This window comes from Methylomicrobium album BG8 (assembly GCF_000214275.2).
Lineage (GTDB): Bacteria > Pseudomonadota > Gammaproteobacteria > Methylococcales > Methylomonadaceae > Methylomicrobium > Methylomicrobium agile.
Genome location: NZ_CM001475.1, coordinates 3,344,472 through 3,362,013, shown reverse-complemented (window position 1 = coordinate 3,362,013; position 17,542 = coordinate 3,344,472). Strand labels below are relative to the sequence as shown.

The 17,542-nt window shown below is 57.0% G+C and carries 18 protein-coding genes; 6 read left to right on the top strand and 12 right to left on the bottom strand.

Annotated features, from left to right (window positions below; translation table 11 throughout):
• Positions 1 to 122: 122 nt before the first annotated feature.
• The 7 genes from METAL_RS14475 to METAL_RS14445 all read right to left on the bottom strand — a co-directional run bounded on the left by METAL_RS14475 (position 123) and on the right by METAL_RS14445 (position 5,381).
• Positions 123 to 464 (bottom strand): hypothetical protein, encoded by a 342-nt coding sequence (locus METAL_RS14475; protein WP_005373408.1) that lies wholly within the window; start codon positions 462 to 464, stop codon positions 123 to 125.
• Between the two features lie 94 nt (positions 465 to 558).
• Positions 559 to 1,293, bottom strand: a complete 735-nt coding sequence (locus METAL_RS14470; protein WP_005373406.1) for a DUF5765 domain-containing protein — start codon at positions 1,291 to 1,293, stop codon at positions 559 to 561.
• A gap of 163 nt (positions 1,294 to 1,456) precedes the next feature.
• On the bottom strand, positions 1,457 to 1,783 hold the full coding sequence (locus METAL_RS14465) for a hypothetical protein (protein ID WP_005373405.1): 327 nt from the start codon (positions 1,781 to 1,783) through the stop codon (positions 1,457 to 1,459).
• 95 nt (positions 1,784 to 1,878) lie between these two features.
• Positions 1,879 to 2,598 (bottom strand): rhomboid family intramembrane serine protease, encoded by a 720-nt coding sequence (locus METAL_RS14460; RefSeq protein WP_005373404.1) that lies wholly within the window; start codon positions 2,596 to 2,598, stop codon positions 1,879 to 1,881.
• Positions 2,599 to 2,760: 162 nt separating this feature from the next.
• On the bottom strand, positions 2,761 to 2,976 hold the full coding sequence (locus METAL_RS14455) for a DUF2905 domain-containing protein (RefSeq protein ID WP_005373403.1): 216 nt from the start codon (positions 2,974 to 2,976) through the stop codon (positions 2,761 to 2,763).
• Between the two features lie 174 nt (positions 2,977 to 3,150).
• Positions 3,151 to 3,723 carry a hypothetical protein gene (locus tag METAL_RS14450; protein WP_005373402.1) on the bottom strand — a complete coding sequence of 191 codons (573 nt, stop codon included), beginning with the start codon at positions 3,721 to 3,723 and terminating at the stop codon, positions 3,151 to 3,153.
• A gap of 143 nt (positions 3,724 to 3,866) precedes the next feature.
• Positions 3,867 to 5,381, bottom strand: a complete 1,515-nt coding sequence (locus METAL_RS14445) for a phenylacetate--CoA ligase family protein (protein WP_005373401.1) — start codon at positions 5,379 to 5,381, stop codon at positions 3,867 to 3,869.
• Between the two features lie 257 nt (positions 5,382 to 5,638).
• Between METAL_RS14445 and hemN the strand changes: the two genes are divergently transcribed.
• From hemN to METAL_RS14430, 3 genes are all read left to right on the top strand, one after another.
• Entirely contained in the window at positions 5,639 to 7,021 is a 1,383-nt protein-coding gene (gene hemN, locus METAL_RS14440; protein WP_005373400.1) for an oxygen-independent coproporphyrinogen III oxidase, read from the top strand.
• Between the two features lie 10 nt (positions 7,022 to 7,031).
• Positions 7,032 to 7,241 (top strand): SlyX family protein, encoded by a 210-nt coding sequence (locus METAL_RS14435; RefSeq protein ID WP_005373399.1) that lies wholly within the window; start codon positions 7,032 to 7,034, stop codon positions 7,239 to 7,241.
• A 225-nt stretch (positions 7,242 to 7,466) separates the two neighbouring features.
• On the top strand, positions 7,467 to 8,279 hold the full coding sequence (locus tag METAL_RS14430; protein WP_005373397.1) for a hypothetical protein: 813 nt from the start codon (positions 7,467 to 7,469) through the stop codon (positions 8,277 to 8,279).
• A 135-nt stretch (positions 8,280 to 8,414) separates the two neighbouring features.
• Here METAL_RS14430 and METAL_RS14425 read toward each other — a convergent pair whose 3' ends face one another.
• The 5 genes from METAL_RS14425 to mpl form a co-directional block, all read right to left on the bottom strand.
• A complete protein-coding gene (locus METAL_RS14425) occupies positions 8,415 to 9,656 on the bottom strand; it encodes a heme biosynthesis protein HemY (RefSeq protein ID WP_005373396.1) in 1,242 nt (413 codons plus the stop codon).
• The gene (locus METAL_RS14420) at positions 9,653 to 10,903 is read right to left on the bottom strand and encodes a uroporphyrinogen-III C-methyltransferase (protein ID WP_005373395.1); all 1,251 of its coding nucleotides are present in this window, start codon (positions 10,901 to 10,903) and stop codon (positions 9,653 to 9,655) included. Before METAL_RS14420 ends, METAL_RS14425 begins: the two co-directional genes overlap by 4 nt.
• Complete coding sequence (locus METAL_RS14415) at positions 10,887 to 11,675, bottom strand: uroporphyrinogen-III synthase (protein ID WP_005373394.1); 789 nt, start codon at positions 11,673 to 11,675, stop codon at positions 10,887 to 10,889. The genes METAL_RS14420 and METAL_RS14415 overlap by 17 nt, the downstream gene beginning before the upstream one ends.
• Positions 11,672 to 12,595, bottom strand: coding sequence for a hydroxymethylbilane synthase (gene hemC / locus METAL_RS14410; protein ID WP_005373393.1), 924 nt, complete (start codon positions 12,593 to 12,595; stop codon positions 11,672 to 11,674). The genes METAL_RS14415 and hemC overlap by 4 nt, the downstream gene beginning before the upstream one ends.
• 123 nt (positions 12,596 to 12,718) lie before the next feature.
• Positions 12,719 to 14,071, bottom strand: a complete 1,353-nt coding sequence (gene mpl / locus METAL_RS14405; RefSeq protein WP_005373392.1) for a UDP-N-acetylmuramate:L-alanyl-gamma-D-glutamyl-meso-diaminopimelate ligase — start codon at positions 14,069 to 14,071, stop codon at positions 12,719 to 12,721.
• A gap of 209 nt (positions 14,072 to 14,280) precedes the next feature.
• Here mpl and apaG point away from each other — a divergent pair, with 209 nt between their 5' ends.
• The 3 genes from apaG to gpmI all read left to right on the top strand — a co-directional run bounded on the left by apaG (position 14,281) and on the right by gpmI (position 17,526).
• On the top strand, positions 14,281 to 14,661 hold the full coding sequence (apaG, locus tag METAL_RS14400) for a Co2+/Mg2+ efflux protein ApaG (protein WP_425357659.1): 381 nt from the start codon (positions 14,281 to 14,283) through the stop codon (positions 14,659 to 14,661).
• A 4-nt stretch (positions 14,662 to 14,665) separates the two neighbouring features.
• The gene (locus tag METAL_RS14395; RefSeq protein WP_005373390.1) at positions 14,666 to 15,514 is read left to right on the top strand and encodes a symmetrical bis(5'-nucleosyl)-tetraphosphatase; all 849 of its coding nucleotides are present in this window, start codon (positions 14,666 to 14,668) and stop codon (positions 15,512 to 15,514) included.
• A 368-nt stretch (positions 15,515 to 15,882) separates the two neighbouring features.
• Positions 15,883 to 17,526, top strand: a complete 1,644-nt coding sequence (gene gpmI, locus METAL_RS14390; protein WP_005373389.1) for a 2,3-bisphosphoglycerate-independent phosphoglycerate mutase — start codon at positions 15,883 to 15,885, stop codon at positions 17,524 to 17,526.
• Positions 17,527 to 17,542: the final 16 nt, after the last annotated feature.

The following is a 17,542-nucleotide window of genomic DNA, read 5'->3' as shown; positions in this document are numbered from 1 at the left end:
TAGGCTCCGGGAAGGAGTATTCCTACTTCCCACGCGCAACAGGCGGCAAGGGCTGGGTCAAACATTGCTTATCGAAAAGACCTGCCAGGTTTTTAAAACCTGGCAGGTCTGACATTATCCAATCAGCGCATTTTATCCAAATGTTTGAACAGCAGCACGATGATGGCAGCCGGGATAATTGCGGCGGTGATTTCCCAGTAACCCATCGCGACCAGCACGAGCTGATTAGCGATCAGCAGGACCGTGTAAAACAGGGCCGCCCAACGCTTCAGCAGCCACAGGCCGGCGATGCAGATCAGGCTTAATATGACCGAAAACGAAAAATAGACCGGGTAGATCGCGCCGACCTGTTTGGACATCGGCGAGAAGACCAGGTTGATCATTTGTATCGCATTGATGAGTCCGACCACGCAGATGGCGGTGATGACGGCCGGTTTTTCCGGATTCCAGCGTATCTCGTTCATAAGTATCCTCAAGCGAATTGAAGAGGACTTCATTACTGCGGAGGTATGCTCGCCGCGGTTGCCGAAGCCCCTGTTTGCAAATTGAGCGGGACGATCAGGACGTGCCGCGTAGATCGAGGGCCGCCCGGGCTTCGATAGGGCCCGGCGTGAAATATTTTTTGAACACCGGCATGAAACTGCCGGTGATCGGGATCGAGTAAAAGCAATAAATCGCGGCCGCTTCGCCGGTCGAAACGCCGAAGAGCCATTGCGGCACGAACAGGGTCAGCAGCGCCATCACGCCGTGATAGAGGCCGATCCGCCAATTGTTGGGCCAGACGAAGGCGCTGAGAGCGAGCGCGAACAACGATCCCCAAGTCACCAACAGGCCAAGCGCGCTCTGAATCGCATAGGCGATATGGTAGGTGCCCATGTACAGGCAGGAAATCATGTTGCCGATGAAGTTCGGCTCGACGTTGAACAGCTGGATCTCTTTCGGCAGAAAGCTGAACAGGATGAACGAACCGCTCATCGCCGCGCCTGCGATCGTGGCGCGTTTCAGCGCGCCGGGATCGGTCGAATAGGTGGCCAGCGCCGGCATGATCGCGAAAGACTGCAGGGCGATATGGTAAGTCGACAATTCGCTGAGCAGCTGATTGGTTCCGTAACCGCATTGCCCCGCGACCGGATAGGCGAAATACTGGATCAGCTCCATCAGCGAAAAATGGAAAATCGCGAAGGCCCGCGCGGCGCGCACCGGCAATGTTTCGCTCTTGTCCATGAACGTGATGCCCGACGCGGCGAAGCCGACGATGCCCAACCCCAATGACATATTTGCACTAAAACACATAACGATCCCAATTAATTAGATAGTGAAAAAAAACACACGGGCGAAAGGGCGGACGGGAACGGCGTCCGCTCGCGTGATATTGCCGTTTTGTTGCGCCCAATAAAAAAGGCGTGGCGGACTTCTCCGTCACGCCTTTTTATTTCCCCGGGCGCGGGGTGAAAAATTAGGCTTTTACCGAATTTACGATCGCATTGAAGGCTTCGACCTTGGCTTTGCCGATTTTGACCAGATCCACGCCGGTTTCGATAATCATCGGGCACAGGCCGGGCGTCCGATAGACGATCAATCCCAGATAAGCCACGGCCGGAATCGCAATCGCCGCGCCGATGAAGCCATGCAGGCCGACCAGACCGAACAGTTTGACCAGCAGGGTCACCGCATCCAGAGGCAGTAAAATCATCGCCCCGAAATAGGTGATGACCACGAAGATGAATACGACGAACACCACGAACTGGAGCAACCTGACCAGGGCAACATTAATTTTTTTCATATAATTTCGTAATTTCCTGATTCCAACTTAAATGAGCTTTAGTCAAAAAGAACCCGCACCCGAAACTGATGCTCTTTTCTTTTTTTAACCGCGGATTATATCTTAAAGCTGCCGGAATCTTCCATTTTTATTCCGTGCGGCGGTTTTTTAAGAAAAAACCGGTATATCAGAAAGCCGGCGATAAAACCGCCCAGATGTGCCCACCAGGCCATTTTGGCGGCGCCGCCCTCGAATAGGATCGACGTCGTCGCTTCGTTCAATTGATAGATGACCCAGAGGCCTAAGAAAGCGATCGCCGGCACATGCACGACGACCGGCAGAAAAAATATCGGCACCCAGAGGATGATGCGCGCCATGGGATAAAGAAAAAAATACGCGGCCAAAACGCCCGCAATCGGCCCGGAGGCGCCGACGACCGGGATCGCCAGGTAAGGATCGAAATACCATTGCAAGGCCGTCGCGACCAGGCCGCACAGCAGATAAAACGCCAAAAACGACAGATGCCCCATTCTATCCTCGACGTTGTCGCCGAAAATCCACAGGAACCACATATTGATGATCAGATGGAACCAGCTTCCGTGCAGGAACAGGTTGGTCAGAAACGAAAGATAAGCATCGAACGGCAGCCCCGCACGACTCGCCCATTCCGGGTTCGAATAACGCAGCGGCACCATCCCGAAACGGGCGATCAGGGGATTGCTGACTTCGTAAGGCAAAAACTGCATCCCGACAAAAATGCTTGTGCAGACTGCGATCAGTCCCCAGGTGATGACGGGACGGGTATTGCAAGGCGCGGTATCTCGGATGGGAATCATGGTGCTTGCTCCGTGTTTGCTGATGAATCATATAGTAATTCAAATGGCTCTTGGCGAGGCGAGAAAGTTCCTGTTTTGACGGGGAACAGATGAAGCGGACGGGCCATGCCTTTGAAAACGCGGCTTTCCCGGATGTACTGCGGCCGTGGGCGTAGCGTAGGGTTATTTGCGGAAGAACAGATTGGCCAGCAGCGTGAAGAGCAGGCTGATTATGATCATCGATGTGATCGGAATGAAAATGGATTTTTTGTCGTCCTGGATATGAATGTCGCCCGGCAATTTGCCGAACCAGCCGAAAAGGCCGGGCAGATAGGTCAGGACAAGTCCGATAATGGCGATCGCGATACCGAGCATCGTCAATAATTTTCCAACCGACATCGAAACCTCCAGATAAATCGGGTGCGGAATAAATGGCCCGGCAAAGAAAACAGCCAGCGGAAAAAAGCCGGCTGTTTTTGTAGAAAAGTAAGCGTTACCTTACTTCAACACCTGCCTGAGTCGAATCTCGATCATCCTGTCATGCCGCTTCCGGGCAGGCGGCAGCTTTTTCCGTTAGCCTTTGTCGGCCACGGTCACGCACAGGTTGGTCGGTTTTTGCTGGGCGTCCAGTACCGGTTTCAACGTAAACGAAACGATCGTATCGACGCCCGCATCCCCTAAATCCTTGACCGGCACGTTTTCGACCGAAATCTTGCTGCCTTTGACCTTCCACGGGTAATCGGCGTCGAAGGCGGCATTTTTGGCCGAATTTTCCAAGTCCACTTCGAAGTTGGCGCCCGCGCAGGCGGCGGTTGGCTCTTTCAGATCGAGGACATGGGTATGAAAGCCGTTGGTAGCATCTTCGTGCGAACTGTCGTCGATCTGCAAATGGGTTACCAACACCAGCAGATTATTGGCGTTGTCGGTCAGCGCCGCATAGCCGAAGGCGCCGGATTTGCCGTCGACCGGAATCGGTTTTGCGGTCTGGATGTCCATCGCCAGTGTTTTTTTGTCGCCTTTTCCGGTGACTTTAACCGTAGAACTCCAGATCGATAGGTAACCTTCGGTTTCGGCTATCGTCGCGCCGCTTGCCAAAGATAAACCGGCTGCCGCCGACAGCAGGGTGAGGATTTTGCGCAATTTCATAAAAGGCCTCCGTCAGTAATTTAAGTATCGAATCGATATTATAGTCGGCGCCGTCCAGAATTCAACCTTTTTACCTTGCCGATTAGACAAGTCTTTGACGATCGGTTCTTCGATTTCCCGCATTACACCGCGGAGATAAGGCTTCAAGCAGGCGTCTGGCGCCGGGTATAGCGGTGCTTGACGCCGACGGGAAAATATTCCGGATCGCCGAACGGCCTGAGCTCGATCCGGGGCATCTGCCGGGGCGGCGGCACATAGTTGGCGAACTCGCTGTTCAGCCTGAGTAACTGCGTATGCACAGCGGACGCCGCGGCCGCTTCTATGCCGGCGTCGGCCATGACGCCGGGCAGGAGTTCGACCGCGATGCACAGGAATTCGGAGCCGTTCCGGTCGTTTTTGACCTCCATGACGAATTTGCCGCTGACCCGGTTCGCCAATTCCGGCTGCTCCAGGCCCACCACTACGTTTTCCGGGTAGATATTGGCGCCGTAAAAGGACACGGTGAAATCGGCGCGGCCGAATATCCAAACGAAGGGCAGGGGGAAGGCTTCGCCTTGGAAGCCGTAATTCTCGAGCGCAGCCAGACCCCGCGCCTGAAGAAAAGCGATCAGCTCGTCATGGCCGATCAGTCCGCCCCGGTCGGCGATGTGGTAGCGGATCAGCGGCACGCCGTTATCGCCGGTTACCGCCAGCGTATTCTCGTCGATCAACTCGAAGTAGCGGCTGACCGGATCGTATTGAACCAGAGTCGGCAGGCGCGATTCGCCGAACAGTTCGCGGGCGACGTCCGGGTGCTCGGATAGAAAGCGCCGGATCGCGATGCTGAGCGGGGTCTCGTTGCCGAGCACGCCGCCGTCCGCGGTGCCGTAGAGCGACGCGGAGCCGTGGCAGGGCGCGGCCGATCCGACCCGCTGCAGCATCAGGCTGCGCCATTCTTCGCTGAACACTTCGCCGGCGAAGACAAACTTGATGTGGAGCGTGGACCAGTCGAGCCCTTGGGCCGCGCCGGTATCGATGACGTCCTTCACGAAAGGCGGATAGCCGAGCAGCACCGTCTGTTCGAAAAAGGGGCCCAGTTCGCGCACCACGCGCAGGATTTCGTCCGGCTTGTTGCCCGGGGTGGCGACGGTTAGCGGATAGCCTTTCTGCGCCAGATGCCAGCAGCATGAAGCCGTAAACACGCCGCCGACCCAATTGCCGAGCGGGAAACAGACGACGGCCAGCGTAGCGCGCCGGTCGGCGCGGAAGCTGTGGCGAAACACATGCTCGAAGTGCGAGGCGATGTCCAGTTCGTCCGTCATTGCGCGCGGCCAGAAAGTCGGGATTCCGGTCGATCCCGAAGATACCGCGAGCCGGTCGCAGGCGGCGAGCAGGCCGTCTTTGCAGCGCGCCGGCAACGGGTATTTATGCATGTAGTTGGCTTTGTCCATGAGCGGGAGCGAAGCAAATCCGCCGCCAGCGACGATCGAGTCCGGATCGATGCCGCGCTCCTGCAGAAATAGCCGGTAAGCCGGTACCTCGGCGGCGGCCGTTTTGAACAGTTGCAGCGCATGGCGAGATGGATCGGCGGCTATGCGGCGGCGCAAAATCGTTTCCAGCGGCGTGGTGAGAAAAGCCGACAATTTTTCGACGACAAGAGGGGGACGGTCGGTATTCATGGAATTCTCCTGATGAGAAACGGGAAAAATGTCAGCGAAGAGCATTTCCGGTTTGGCTTCCGGATCCGCTGCGTTCGATAAAAGTCGAAATTTTTCAACGAAACCGGCCAAAATGGAAGCCGGTTCGTTTTTTGATGGACAACAGCATTCAGGATTGGCCGAGTTTGCTTGCGATCGTGGACGCCCGCTCGCGACTGCGTCTACAATAAGCTTACTTTTAAAGCGTTTATTCCTTGCCGGGACCCATTTTCTTCTCCATGGATCAATCAATCATTTTCGACCTGAACCTGATCAACCGCTACGATAAGGCCGGGCCGCGTTATACCTCCTACCCGACCGCACTCGAACTGCACGAGGGGTTCACCGATACCGATTACCGCTGGCATATCGCCAAATCGAACCGGGCGGGCGGCCCGTTGTCCTTGTATTTTCATCTGCCGTTTTGCGATACGGTCTGCTTTTATTGCGCCTGCAACAAGATCGTGACCAAAAATCGCGGGCATGCGGTGCCGTATCTGGATAATCTCTGCAAGGAGATCGCCATGCAGGGCGCGTTGTTCGATAAAAGCCGGGTTGTCGATCAACTGCACTGGGGCGGGGGAACCCCAACTTTTTTGAGCGACGACCAGATGCAGCGGCTGATGGCGGTCACGCGCGCCCATTTTTCGCTGCGGGACGACGACCGCGGCGAATATTCGATCGAGATCGACCCCCGGGAAACGCATGAAGGTACCATCGAACAGCTGCGCGGGCTGGGCTTCAACCGGATCAGCCTGGGCGTGCAGGATTTCGATCCGAAAGTGCAGCGGGCGGTGAACCGGCTGCAAAGTGAGGAACAGACCTTCAGCGTGATGGAAGCTGCGCGCAGGCACGGCTTTCGCTCGACCAATATCGATCTGATCTACGGCCTGCCGCTGCAAACGGTCGAAACTTTTTCCAAAACGCTCGACAGGATTCTGGCCGCGCGGCCGGACCGGCTGTCGGTGTTCAATTATGCGCACTTGCCGACGCGGTTCAAGACCCAACGTCAAATCCATGAAGCCGACTTGCCGGCCCCGGACGTGAAGCTGGCCATCCTGCAAATGGTCGGCTTGCGGCTGACCGAGGCCGGCTATGCGTATATCGGCATGGACCATTTTGCAAGGCCCGACGACGAGCTCGCGATCGCGCAGCGCGAAGGCAAGCTGTACCGTAATTTCCAGGGTTATTCCACGCATTCGGATTGCGACCTGGTCGGGTTCGGGATTACGTCGATCGGCCGGGTGGGGGATGCGTATATCCAGAACGTGAAAGACCTCGAAACCTACGACAAATTGATCCGCCACCATAAACTGCCGGTGTTCAAAGGCGTCGATCTCGATCAGGACGACAAACTGCGCCGGGCGGTGATTACCCAATTGATCTGCCATTTCGAATTGAGTTTCGCGGTAATCGAAAAAAAATTTGCGATCGATTTCGCCGACTATTTCGCTCGCGAAATCGAAGTTTTGAAGCCGATGCAGGCCGACGGCTTATTGGCATTGTCGGCCGAAGGAATTGCGGTCTCTCCGGCGGGCCGTTTGCTGATCCGCAATATCTGCATGGTATTCGACCGCTATCTGGCGCAAAAAAACCGGCAGCAGTTTTCGAAAGTTATTTAAGAAGCAAGCAATGAACGAAGAAAGGATCATAGAACTCGAAATCAAGGCCGCCTATCAGGAAGATTTACTGCAGGCCTTGAATCGGGTCGTCAGTCAGCAGCAACAGCAAATAGACCGGCTCGAAGGCATCTGCCGCCTTTTGAACGAGCGGATGCAGAATCTGTTGGCCGAAACCGGCAATACCGGCGAAACGGTTCACGAGATTCCTCCCCATTACTGATTCGAGGAGTCGCCTCCAGTCTTGCGGCAGTTTGTAACCGATGCGCAAGCAGTGCCTCCCGCGTGCGTTTCCAATCCGGAATCCATCGCCGTTTTTGCGGCTCCGTTTCGGTTTAAAACATGTAATTGATTAATATTGATTGACTTTTTTGGTGGTGCTTGTTATCAATGCGCTGGTCCGGTCAACCATAAACTATAACAATAACATCATCAAAAGGGGGAATGCATGGAATCGAATAGCGACACGGTCCAAAGCGATTTGTTGATCAAGCTGAATCGGCTGGAAGATCAGGTTTCGACATTAACGATGCAGTTGGAGTTGAACAAAGAGACCATTGCGTTTTTGAAAACGACCTTGGCCGAGCGCGATACCTATATCGGCGATTTGGAAACGAAACTGGCGGCAGCACAGAAAGAGCTCGAGAAATCGACGCTGGACAAGATTTACGAGTTGCGCTACCAGATCAAAAATGGAATCGACGAGAGAATGGTCAGGCCGGTATTAGGCGAGATTCGGCGCAACATCGGCTTGTTGCAGGGCTTCGTCGACCACAGCCGGGAGGTCATCAAACAAAAACAACGGCTGCTGCGGGAAAATACCCAGGCGACGGTCAGCCTGATTCAACGCAGCCCCGACAAGGCGATGCACTATTTCGAACAGGCGATCCTTGAGCCCACGCGTTTCGCGATGCATCACATCTCCCAGCAGACGGCGATCCGCTACGCCGCCGTCATTCAGCAGCTGCAGGAAGAGGTGTTAAAGCCGGGCGCGCGAAACTACGACCGCCTCGCGCATTTTGCGAAAGAGTTGCCGTCGGATATTTCCGTGCTGTTTCAGATGCGGGTGGTCGATCCTTTGCGGTCCTTCATCAACGCGATTCCCCGCGCCACGGAGGATCTCGGCGGCGCCTCCAAGACCCGGATAAAACAATTGATCGGCTACAACCGCAAGCTGATCCGGAAATTTATCGGGTTTTTGTCGAACGAAATCAAGAAGTCGCCGTTCTGGGACGGGAAAAATCGGGCGGCGTCGGCCTGATCATTCTGGCCGTTCTTGTTCACTGTATACTCGCGGGAGAGAGCAGCCATTTTCTCTGAGTTTCCCTCTCTCCGCTACGCATACGCGCCGGGGAACGGTAAATACCGCCAGGATGTCACGCTAGCTCGGGCTGGGCTATTCTTCGTGTTCGACGATTTGGTCCAGACGGGTCACGATTTCGCTGGAAGAGAGCTCCAGCGCGGATTTATAGCTCTCGCAAGCCTTGTCCTTTTCGTTCTGACCAAAGTACAAATCGCCCAGTAGTTGATAGGCGTCTACGCTCGGGTCGAGCGTAATGCTTCGGTTCAGATAGCTTTCGGCTTTTTCGCCACCGCCCAACTGCAGGGAGAGCTTGCCGAGAGTCGATAACAGCACCGCGTTGCCGGGACCTGCGGTCAGCCATTGTTCGGCGGTCGCCAATTGTCCGGCCGCGTCGTTCGATTGTATGCTGCCGTACAGAACCAGCAAAGTGTCGTCCAGATTGACCGACAGCGTATGCGCAAGCTCTTCTTCGATCCGGGCGCCGGCGCCGGCTTCGATCATCGCGGCAAAATAGATCGCCGACATGCCGTGCATTTTTTTAATGTGCGCCGGCGTTTCGCTCCAGAGCAGAGCGATCTGGCTCGCATCGCCGAGTTCGGCGGCCTGTTTCAGCAGCCGGCTGAAGGTTTCGGTTTCGAGCAGTTTGACCTCGGCTTCCATCAATACCTTGTTGTGATGAAGCGAAGGCAGCAGTTTCCGTATCGCTTCCCAATCACCGACCTGTTGATAGGTTTGATGCAGCAATTTCAATACGCTCGCATGCGTCGGATTGATCGAGTGCAGTTTGGCCAGCGTTTCGAGCGCCTGGTCGAACTGGTTGCCGGACAGATGCAGTTCGGCCTGGGTCAGACCGATTGCGATATTCGAACCGGGCGCCTGATCGGCGGCTTTCTGCAGATATTCGTCGCGTTTATCGAACGCACCGCGCGACTGAGCCGCGCGGGCGGCGGTCAAGTAATGGATCAACGGCGCGCCGCTATGGGAGGCATGCTTGATCAGAATTTTTTCCGCCTGTTCCCAGTTGCCTTCCGCCGAATCGACCAGCCCCGCGATCAACGCTTCCTGCGAACGGTTGAATTTGATGTGGCTGCCGCGTTTCTTAAGCTGGCCCGGCAACCGGAACAGCCAGCCGAGCAAGCGGAAGAAGATATAAAGCAAAAAAAACGCGAGGATCAAAGCGACCACGAAAGCGGCCAGCGTCGTCTCGATCGACCAGTGGCCGATTCCTACCAGGACATAGCCGGGCGTTTCCAGACTCTTGAATCCGTAATAGGCCCCCAGTGCCGCGGCAATCGTGATAAATACCGGCCCCAGGAAATAAAGAATCTTTTTCATTTTTTATTCGGTTCCGGTTGGATGGGGGCAATCTGAACAGGTTGTTGCGGCTGAGCGGCAGGCGGAGGGACCTGTGCCGGTGCCGGTTCCGATGGCAGCGGTTTTTGTTCGGGTGCCGGTTTTGCGGCCGGCGCAGCCTGCAGAGCCTTATCGGTTTCGACCCGTAATTTGGTAATGTTTCTGAGCAGTTTCAACGATTCGCTGATGTCGGGGAAATGGCTCCGGATATTGATGGCCTTGAACCGGTCGATTTCAGTGATGAATTTGCGCGTTTCCGGGTTCGGCGTGAAGTTCTCTTCGGTCCATTTTTTCGCATCGTCCAGGGCGGCTTTGTATAGCGCTTCGTTCTGCTGCACCAGCGCGACCTTGACCGTTTCCAGTTTCGCGCGCAGTTGTTCGCGGATGAATTGAGCTTCTTCCGGAGTCAGGGTTTCCTTGACTGGTTGATCGGTATGGCGGATTGTCACGATGCCGTGCAGCCTTTCAATTGCCGAGTCCAGCAGTTCATGAGAAGGCTCATTGCTGTCGGCATGGCTGTGGATTTCGGTCGAAGGGCTCAGCGCCTTGCCGGCGTAGGGCAACAGCAGGGTAAGATTCCCGGAGGTTTCCTGAAGGCTTTGCAACGAAGCGTAGAGTCCGACGATGTCGGCTGCCTCCACGTTTTTCAACGAGGCGATTTCTTTGGCGATTTCCTCGCGCACCTTGAATACGGCCGCGTCGCCGCTTTCGTGAAGGCGCTCGTCGGCGGCTTCGAGCGCTTCCCGCGCCGTATTCACGTCGCCGACCAGCTGCAGTCTTTCATTGGCGGTGCCGAGCAGGTATTCGGCGTCCGCAATCAGCAAGTCGCCGCGTGTCTTGCCGAGCTGGCGCTGCAGGCGGGTAATTTCCTCGTTCAGTTCTTTACGCGCCGTATCCAGCTTTTCGCTGTGTAACCGGGAGACTTCGTCGAGCCTTTTGGTAAAGTGATCGTCCCGGTTCGTGACCGTTGTTTCGAGCGTGGACAATTGTTCCTGAATCGCGGTCAACTGGGCCTGGTAATCGGAAATTTTCTTGGCCATCTCTTGCTGGACTTCGCCGCCCAGACTGGTTTGCCGCTCCCTGAGTTGCGACAGTAAATAGTAACCGGCGCCGGCGATGGCGAGAATGGTCAGAATGATAACGATGCCGAACCAGAATCCGCTGCGGGATCGCCGTGTTTTCACCAGATTTTCCGCATTCCCTTCTATTTGTTCATTCAGTTCGGCCACTTTTTTCACCTGTTGCCCAAGTTATTATTTTTTCGAGAATTACTGTATCCGAAGGGCTATCCGTTACATAAATTCGTTCAAACCCGCTGTCTTCTGCCAGTTGGCGGATACGGCCGCTGACGACTATCAGAGAAGTGGCCAACGCCAGGTTTCGCCCTTTTTCGCCCAGCATGATCAATAGGTTTTTTAAGGCTTCGCCGCTGGTCGCTACGATCAGTTCGAGCCGCTTTTGTTCCAGCAAATCCAGTACCGGCGCCGGATCCGCAAGCGGGCGCTTTCTTCGATAAACATCCAGATAATCGACCGCCGCGCCGCGATTGACGAGTCCCTCGCGCAACGTGTCGAGGCCGCCTGCGCCGCGCACGATCAGGATGCGCTGGCCCGAAACCTGCTGCATTGCCGGCATCGCGAGCAGTGTCCGGCTGTCCGAGCCGCCTGCGGGTTCAAGATCGGCCGTTAGACCGGCGGCGGCAAGCGCCTTCGCTGTCGCGGCCCCGATTACGGCAATCCGTACATTGCTAAATTGTTCTATTTTGCCATCATTCGCGAGCAGTGCAAAATTTACTGCATTTGCGCTAATGAAAACAACCCATTGGAAGCGATGCAGGTTTGCCAGCACTTCGGCGATCCGGTCGCGGCCGTTCGCGGCAACGATTTCGATAGTCGGGAAGGCGACCGCGATGCCTTGCTGACGTTCGATCAGGCGGCATAGATTGTGGGCCTGATGTTGCGGGCGAGTCACCAGGACGTGCGCCCCGTTCAGTGAACTCATCCCGGATACAATGCGGCGAGGATTCGATCGGCGCCTTGCGCCAGAAGATCTTCGGCGATGTGTCTGCCCAAGTCTTCCGCCCGGTCCAGGTCATCCCGGCTCTCGCTGCGGTAAATCACCGAGCCGTCCGGCGCGCCGACCAGTCCGCGCATGAACAGGCGTTCGCCGTGTTTCTCGGCGAATCCCGCGATCGGCACCTGGCAGCCGCCTTGCAGCCGGGCATTCATTGCGCGTTCCGCGCGGACGCAAACGGCGGTATCGCTGTCGTGCAGGACGCCGAACAGGGCATTGATTTCCGCGTCGTCGCGGCGGCATTCGATACCGATCGCGCCCTGGCCGATCGCGGGCAGGCTGATCGCCGGATCGAGGCGCTCCCGGATCCTGCCCGCCATTTCCAGGCGTATCAGGCCGGCCGAGGCCAGGATCACCGCATCGAAATCGCCGGCGTCGAGTTTGGCGAGCCGAGTGTTCACGTTGCCCCGGAGCTGAAGGATTTCGGCATTCGGGAAACGCTGTTTGATCTGGCATTGCCGGCGCAGGCTCGAAGTGCCGATCCGGGCGTTGGCAGGCAATTCGTCGAGGCCTGCGAAGCGGTTCGACACCAGCGCGTCGGTAGGATCCTCGCGCTTGAGTATCGCCGCCAGATGCAGCCCATCCGGAAATTCGACCGGTACGTCCTTCATCGAGTGCACCGCGATGTCGGCCTCGCCTTCGAGCATGCCCTGTTCGAGTTCCTTTACGAACAGGCCCTTGCCACCGACTTTGGCGAGCGGCGCGTCGAGCATCTTGTCGCCCCGCGTCGTCATTTGCACCAGTTCGGTCCGGATACCCGGAAAATGTCGTTCCAGCAGGGCGGCGACATGGTTTGCCTGCCACAGTGCGAGCGGGCTTTTGCGCGTTGCGATGCGGATCGGTTTCATGGTTGGGATCGGACTATAAAATTAGGGTTGAAAAAATGTGTAGGGCGGAACGCGATAGCGGTTCCGCCAACTGGGAGTTGCCTATGGCGGAACCGCTACCGTGTTCCGCCCCTTACAATGTTATTAGCGTAATTCTGCCAATAATCCGGCATAAATGCCGCCAAAACTGCCGTTGCTCATCAACACGAAATGGCCGCCGTAGCGCGCTTCCAGTTTTAGCCGGGCGATGATCTGGTCGAGGCTTTCGCAAATCTCGATGTTCGAGGCATGGCGTTTCAGCTGGCTCAGATCCCAGTTTAATTCTTTGGGCTGATAGATCAGCGCCCGATCGGCCTGGTTCAATGATTTTGCCAAAGTTTCGGTATGAACGCCGAGGCGCATCGTGTTCGAACGCGGTTCGACGACCGCGATGATGCGTTCCGGGCCGACCTGTTTGCGCAGGCCGTCCAGCGTGGTCGCGATCGCGGTCGGGTGATGCGCGAAATCGTCATAGACAGTCACGTTGTCGAGTTTCGCAATCACTTCCATCCGCCGTTTCACGTTCCGGAACCGGGCCAGAGCGTCGATCGCGTCCGTGGAGCGGATGCCGGCATGATGCGCGGCGGCGATTGCAGCCAGTGCGTTCGACACGTTGTGCTCGCCGGTCAGCGGCCAATCGACCTCGCCTTGCCCGATTCCCTCATGATAAACCGTAAAGCGGCTGCCGTCGGCTTTGACGAGCTGGGCATTCCATCCGGCCGCGCCGTTGATCGAGGTCCGCTCGACCGGCGTCCAGCAGCCCATGTTGAGCACGTCTCGAATATTCGGTTCGTTTTCCGGGGCGATGATCAGACCTTCGCCCGGAATCGTCCGGACCAGGTGGTGAAACTGTTTCTTGATCGCGTCGAGATCCGGAAAAATGTCCGCATGGTCGTATTCGAGATTGTTCAAGATCACGGTTCGGGGCCGGTAGTGCACGAATTTCGAGCGTTTGTCGAAAAACGCCGAGTCGTATTCGTCCGCCTCGACGACAAAGAAAGACGATTCCCCAAGCCGTGCCGATACGCCGAAATTAAGCGGAATGCCGCCGATCAGAAAGCCGGGCTTGAAACCCTGATGTTCGAGTATCCAGCTCAGCATGCTCGTTGTAGTCGTCTTGCCGTGCGTGCCCGCCACGCCGAGCACCCAGCGGTCCCGCAGCACATGCCTGGCGAGCCATTCGGGTCCGGAGACATAATCCAGGCCCCGGTTCAGCACGGCCTCGACCTCCGGATTGCCGCGCGACAGCGCATTGCCGATGACCACCAGATCCGGCTTCGGATCGAGATTTTCGGCCCGGTAGCCTTCCATTAAAAGAATCCCCTGAGATTCCAGTTGCGTGCTCATCGGCGGATAGACGTTCCGGTCGGAGCCGGTGACATGGTGCCCCATTTGCCTGGCGATCACCGCCAGGCCGCCCATGAAGGTGCCGCAGATGCCGAGTATGTGAATATGCAAAGTCTTTTTCCGAATGAGAGTGGAACGGAGCCGCCTGGCGCATTAAGCCGCTGCGAATCCTCTTATGATACTGTAGGGAAGCCGGATTGGTAAAACCCGCTGATCTCTTTAATCCCGTACCGCTTGCGCCGGCGGTCAAGTTAGGATGAAATAACCCTGCTCCGATCGTAGCCGCTTGCCGGCGATGTTTACAAAGATTTGTTTATTGAATGATGAGTGAAAAAAATAAAATTCTGATTGAAACGGCTCCGCATTATGTCGAAGCGCAGTCCGTGCCGGAGGAAGGCCGGTATGTGTTTTCCTATACGATCACGATCACCAACCTGGGGGCGGCGGGAGCGAGGCTCTTGTCCCGGCACTGGCTGATCACCGATGCGAACGGCAAGATCCAGGAAGTCCGCGGCGACGGAGTGGTCGGCGAACAACCATATCTGAAGCCGGGCGACTTTTTCCGTTATACCAGCGGCGCGATGATCGAGACGCCGGTCGGCACGATGCAGGGCGAGTACACGATGCGCACCGACGACGGCAGTCACTTCAACGCGGCAATCCCGCGTTTTACGCTGTCGATTCCCCGGACTCTGCATTAAGCCGATGGCGATTTATGCAATCGGCGACGTGCAGGGGTGCTATGACGACCTGCTGAAACTGCTCGACACGATCGCCTTCGATCCCGATTCCGACCGGCTCTGGTTTGCCGGCGATCTGGTCAACCGGGGGCCGAAATCGCTGGAAGTGCTGCGCTTCGTCAAGTCTTTGGGCGATACGGCGGTCGTCGTGCTCGGCAACCACGACCTGCATCTTTTGGCGGCCTATGACTCCGGCATCGTGCATAAAAAGGATACCCTCCGCCCGGTTCTGGAGGCCGAGGATGCGGACGATCTGATCGACTGGCTCCGGTTCCGCCCGCTGCTCCACGCCGACGGCGAATTCTGCCTGCTGCATGCGGGACTGCCGCCGCAATGGGGCCTGGAAAAAGCGCAGGAAATGGCGAGGCTGGCCGAAAGCGTCCTGCGAAGCGGCGATTACCGGCGGTTTTTGGGCCAGATGTACGGCAACCAGCCCGATCTCTGGTCGGAAGATCTGGAAGGCGTGCAACTGTTGCGTTTCATCGTCAATTGCTTCACGCGGATGCGCTACGTGGACGCGGAAGGCCGGCTCGACTTCGAGAACGACGGCCCGCCCGGCTCGCAGCCGGGCCATTTGGCGCCCTGGTTCGCCGCGCCGAACCGGCGGAATGCCGATTTGCGGATCGTCTTCGGGCATTGGTCGCAGCTCGGCTATTACGAGGGGCACAATTGCTATGCGATCGATACGGGTTGTTTGTGGGGCGGGCAGTTGACGGCGTTGCGCCTTGGCGAGCCCGTCGAAAGGGTCAGTATCGACTGTCCCGGTTACCGGCGTCCCGGCAAAGCTTATACCGATGCGCGAGGCCTTCTTTGACTTCCAACACGGGCGTTTGCCCTCGTTCGCGCTTTGAGCCTAATCTCCGAAAGATCGTTAGGGCATAGCGTGTAGATGGGTGCGACTATAAGGACGTAGATACTGTTATCCACGTCAAGCGTTATGAAGAGCAGCGTTGTAGGGCGTTTTCGCGATAGCAAAACGCCAATCCTCTTCAAAGCGCGGCGGATTGCCTGGCGGCGAATCCGCCCTACGTGTTTTCGCTTCTCTGGGGCAATCTCTCTGTCCATGGCCTCTCTCGTGGCCGCATCGATCCAGCCGTGACGGCATCCGCCTTGCGCATGATAGAATAGCTATTTTGTGCTTCAACGGCCCTATCTCGTTTATTTTGGCTTATTCGAAAAATTATGAAATTAGAAAAATCTTCCCGCTTTGCTCCTTGTCCCGGTCCCATCGTTACGATCGTGCTCGATGGCGTGGGTATTTCTCCGCGCGAGGACGGTGATGCGGTCAAAACCGCGCGCACGCCCATGCTGGATAAGCTGATGGCGAATTTCCCCATGACCGCTCTGCGCGCGCACGGCACCGCGGTCGGAATGCCCAGCGATGAAGACATGGGTAACAGCGAAGTCGGCCATAATGCGATTGGTGCGGGCCGTGTGTTCGCCCAGGGCGCCAAGCTGGTTGCGGAATCGATCGCCAGCGGCAATTTGTGGCAAGGTCGGGCATGGCACGAAATCGTCGCTGCCGCCAAACAAGGCGGCACGCTGCATTTCATCGGCCTGTTTTCCGACGGTAACGTGCACTCGCATATCGACCATCTGCGCGCGATGCTGGAGCAAGCCCGGAAAGAAGGCGTATCGAAGGTGCGCATCCACATTCTGCTGGACGGCCGCGATGTAGGCGAAACTTCGGCGCTGGATTACGTCGATCCGTTCGAAGCCTTTCTGGACGGCTTGCGCAGCCCCGCGTTCGACGTGGCGATCGCCTCCGGCGGCGGCCGCATGACCATCACGATGGACCGTTACGAGGCGCACTGGGCGATGGTGCAGCGCGGTTGGGACATCCACGTGCGCGGCGAGGGCCGGCAGTTCGCCAGCGCCCATGAAGCCATCGTCACCTACCGCAACGAGTTGAAGGTGATCGACCAGGATCTGCCCGGTTTCGTGATCGCCAAAGACGGCAAGCCGCTGGGACCGATCGTCGACGGCGACGCGGTGGTGTTCTTCAATTTCCGCGGCGACCGTGCGATCGAGATTTCCCGCGCTTTTACCGAAGAGAACTTTACCGCCTTTCCGCGCGGCCCCTTGTCGAAAGTTACCTATGCCGGCATGATGCAGTACGACGGCGATACCAAACTGCCGCCGCGCTTTCTGGTCCAGCCGCCGGCGATCGACAGAACGATGGGCGAATACTTGGCCAAAAACGGCATTGCGCAATACGCGATCAGCGAGACGCAGAAATACGGCCACGTCACCTATTTCTGGAACGGCAACCGCACCGGCAAGTTCGACGACACGCTGGAAACCTATGTTGAAATCCCGAGCGATGTGGTGCCGTTCGAGCAGCGTCCGTGGATGAAATGCGCCGAAATCACCGATACCTTGATCGACGCGGTTCGAAGCGGCAAATACCGCTATTTGCGCGTCAACTACGCCAACGGCGACATGGTCGGGCATACCGGCAATTTCGAGGCGGCAGTGACCGCGATGCAGGGGCTCGATCTGCAATTGGCCCGTTTGATTCCGGTGATTCTGGAAGCGAAAGGCACCGCGATCATCACCGCCGACCACGGTAATGCCGACGAAATGTACGAACTGGATAAAAAGGGCAACGTGAGCCGGGATGCGGAAGGGCGAGCCAAGGCCAAGACCTCTCATACGCTGAATCCGGTGCCGTTCGTGCTGATTTCCGGGGAGCCGGAGCCGGCGTTCAAATTGCGCGAGGATTTAGCGACGCCGGGCTTGTCGAATATGGCGGCGACCGTGCTGAATCTGCTCGGCTTCGAAGCCCCGGCCGATTACGATCCGAGCCTGATCGAACCGGCTTAGTCCGTAAGGCGGAACC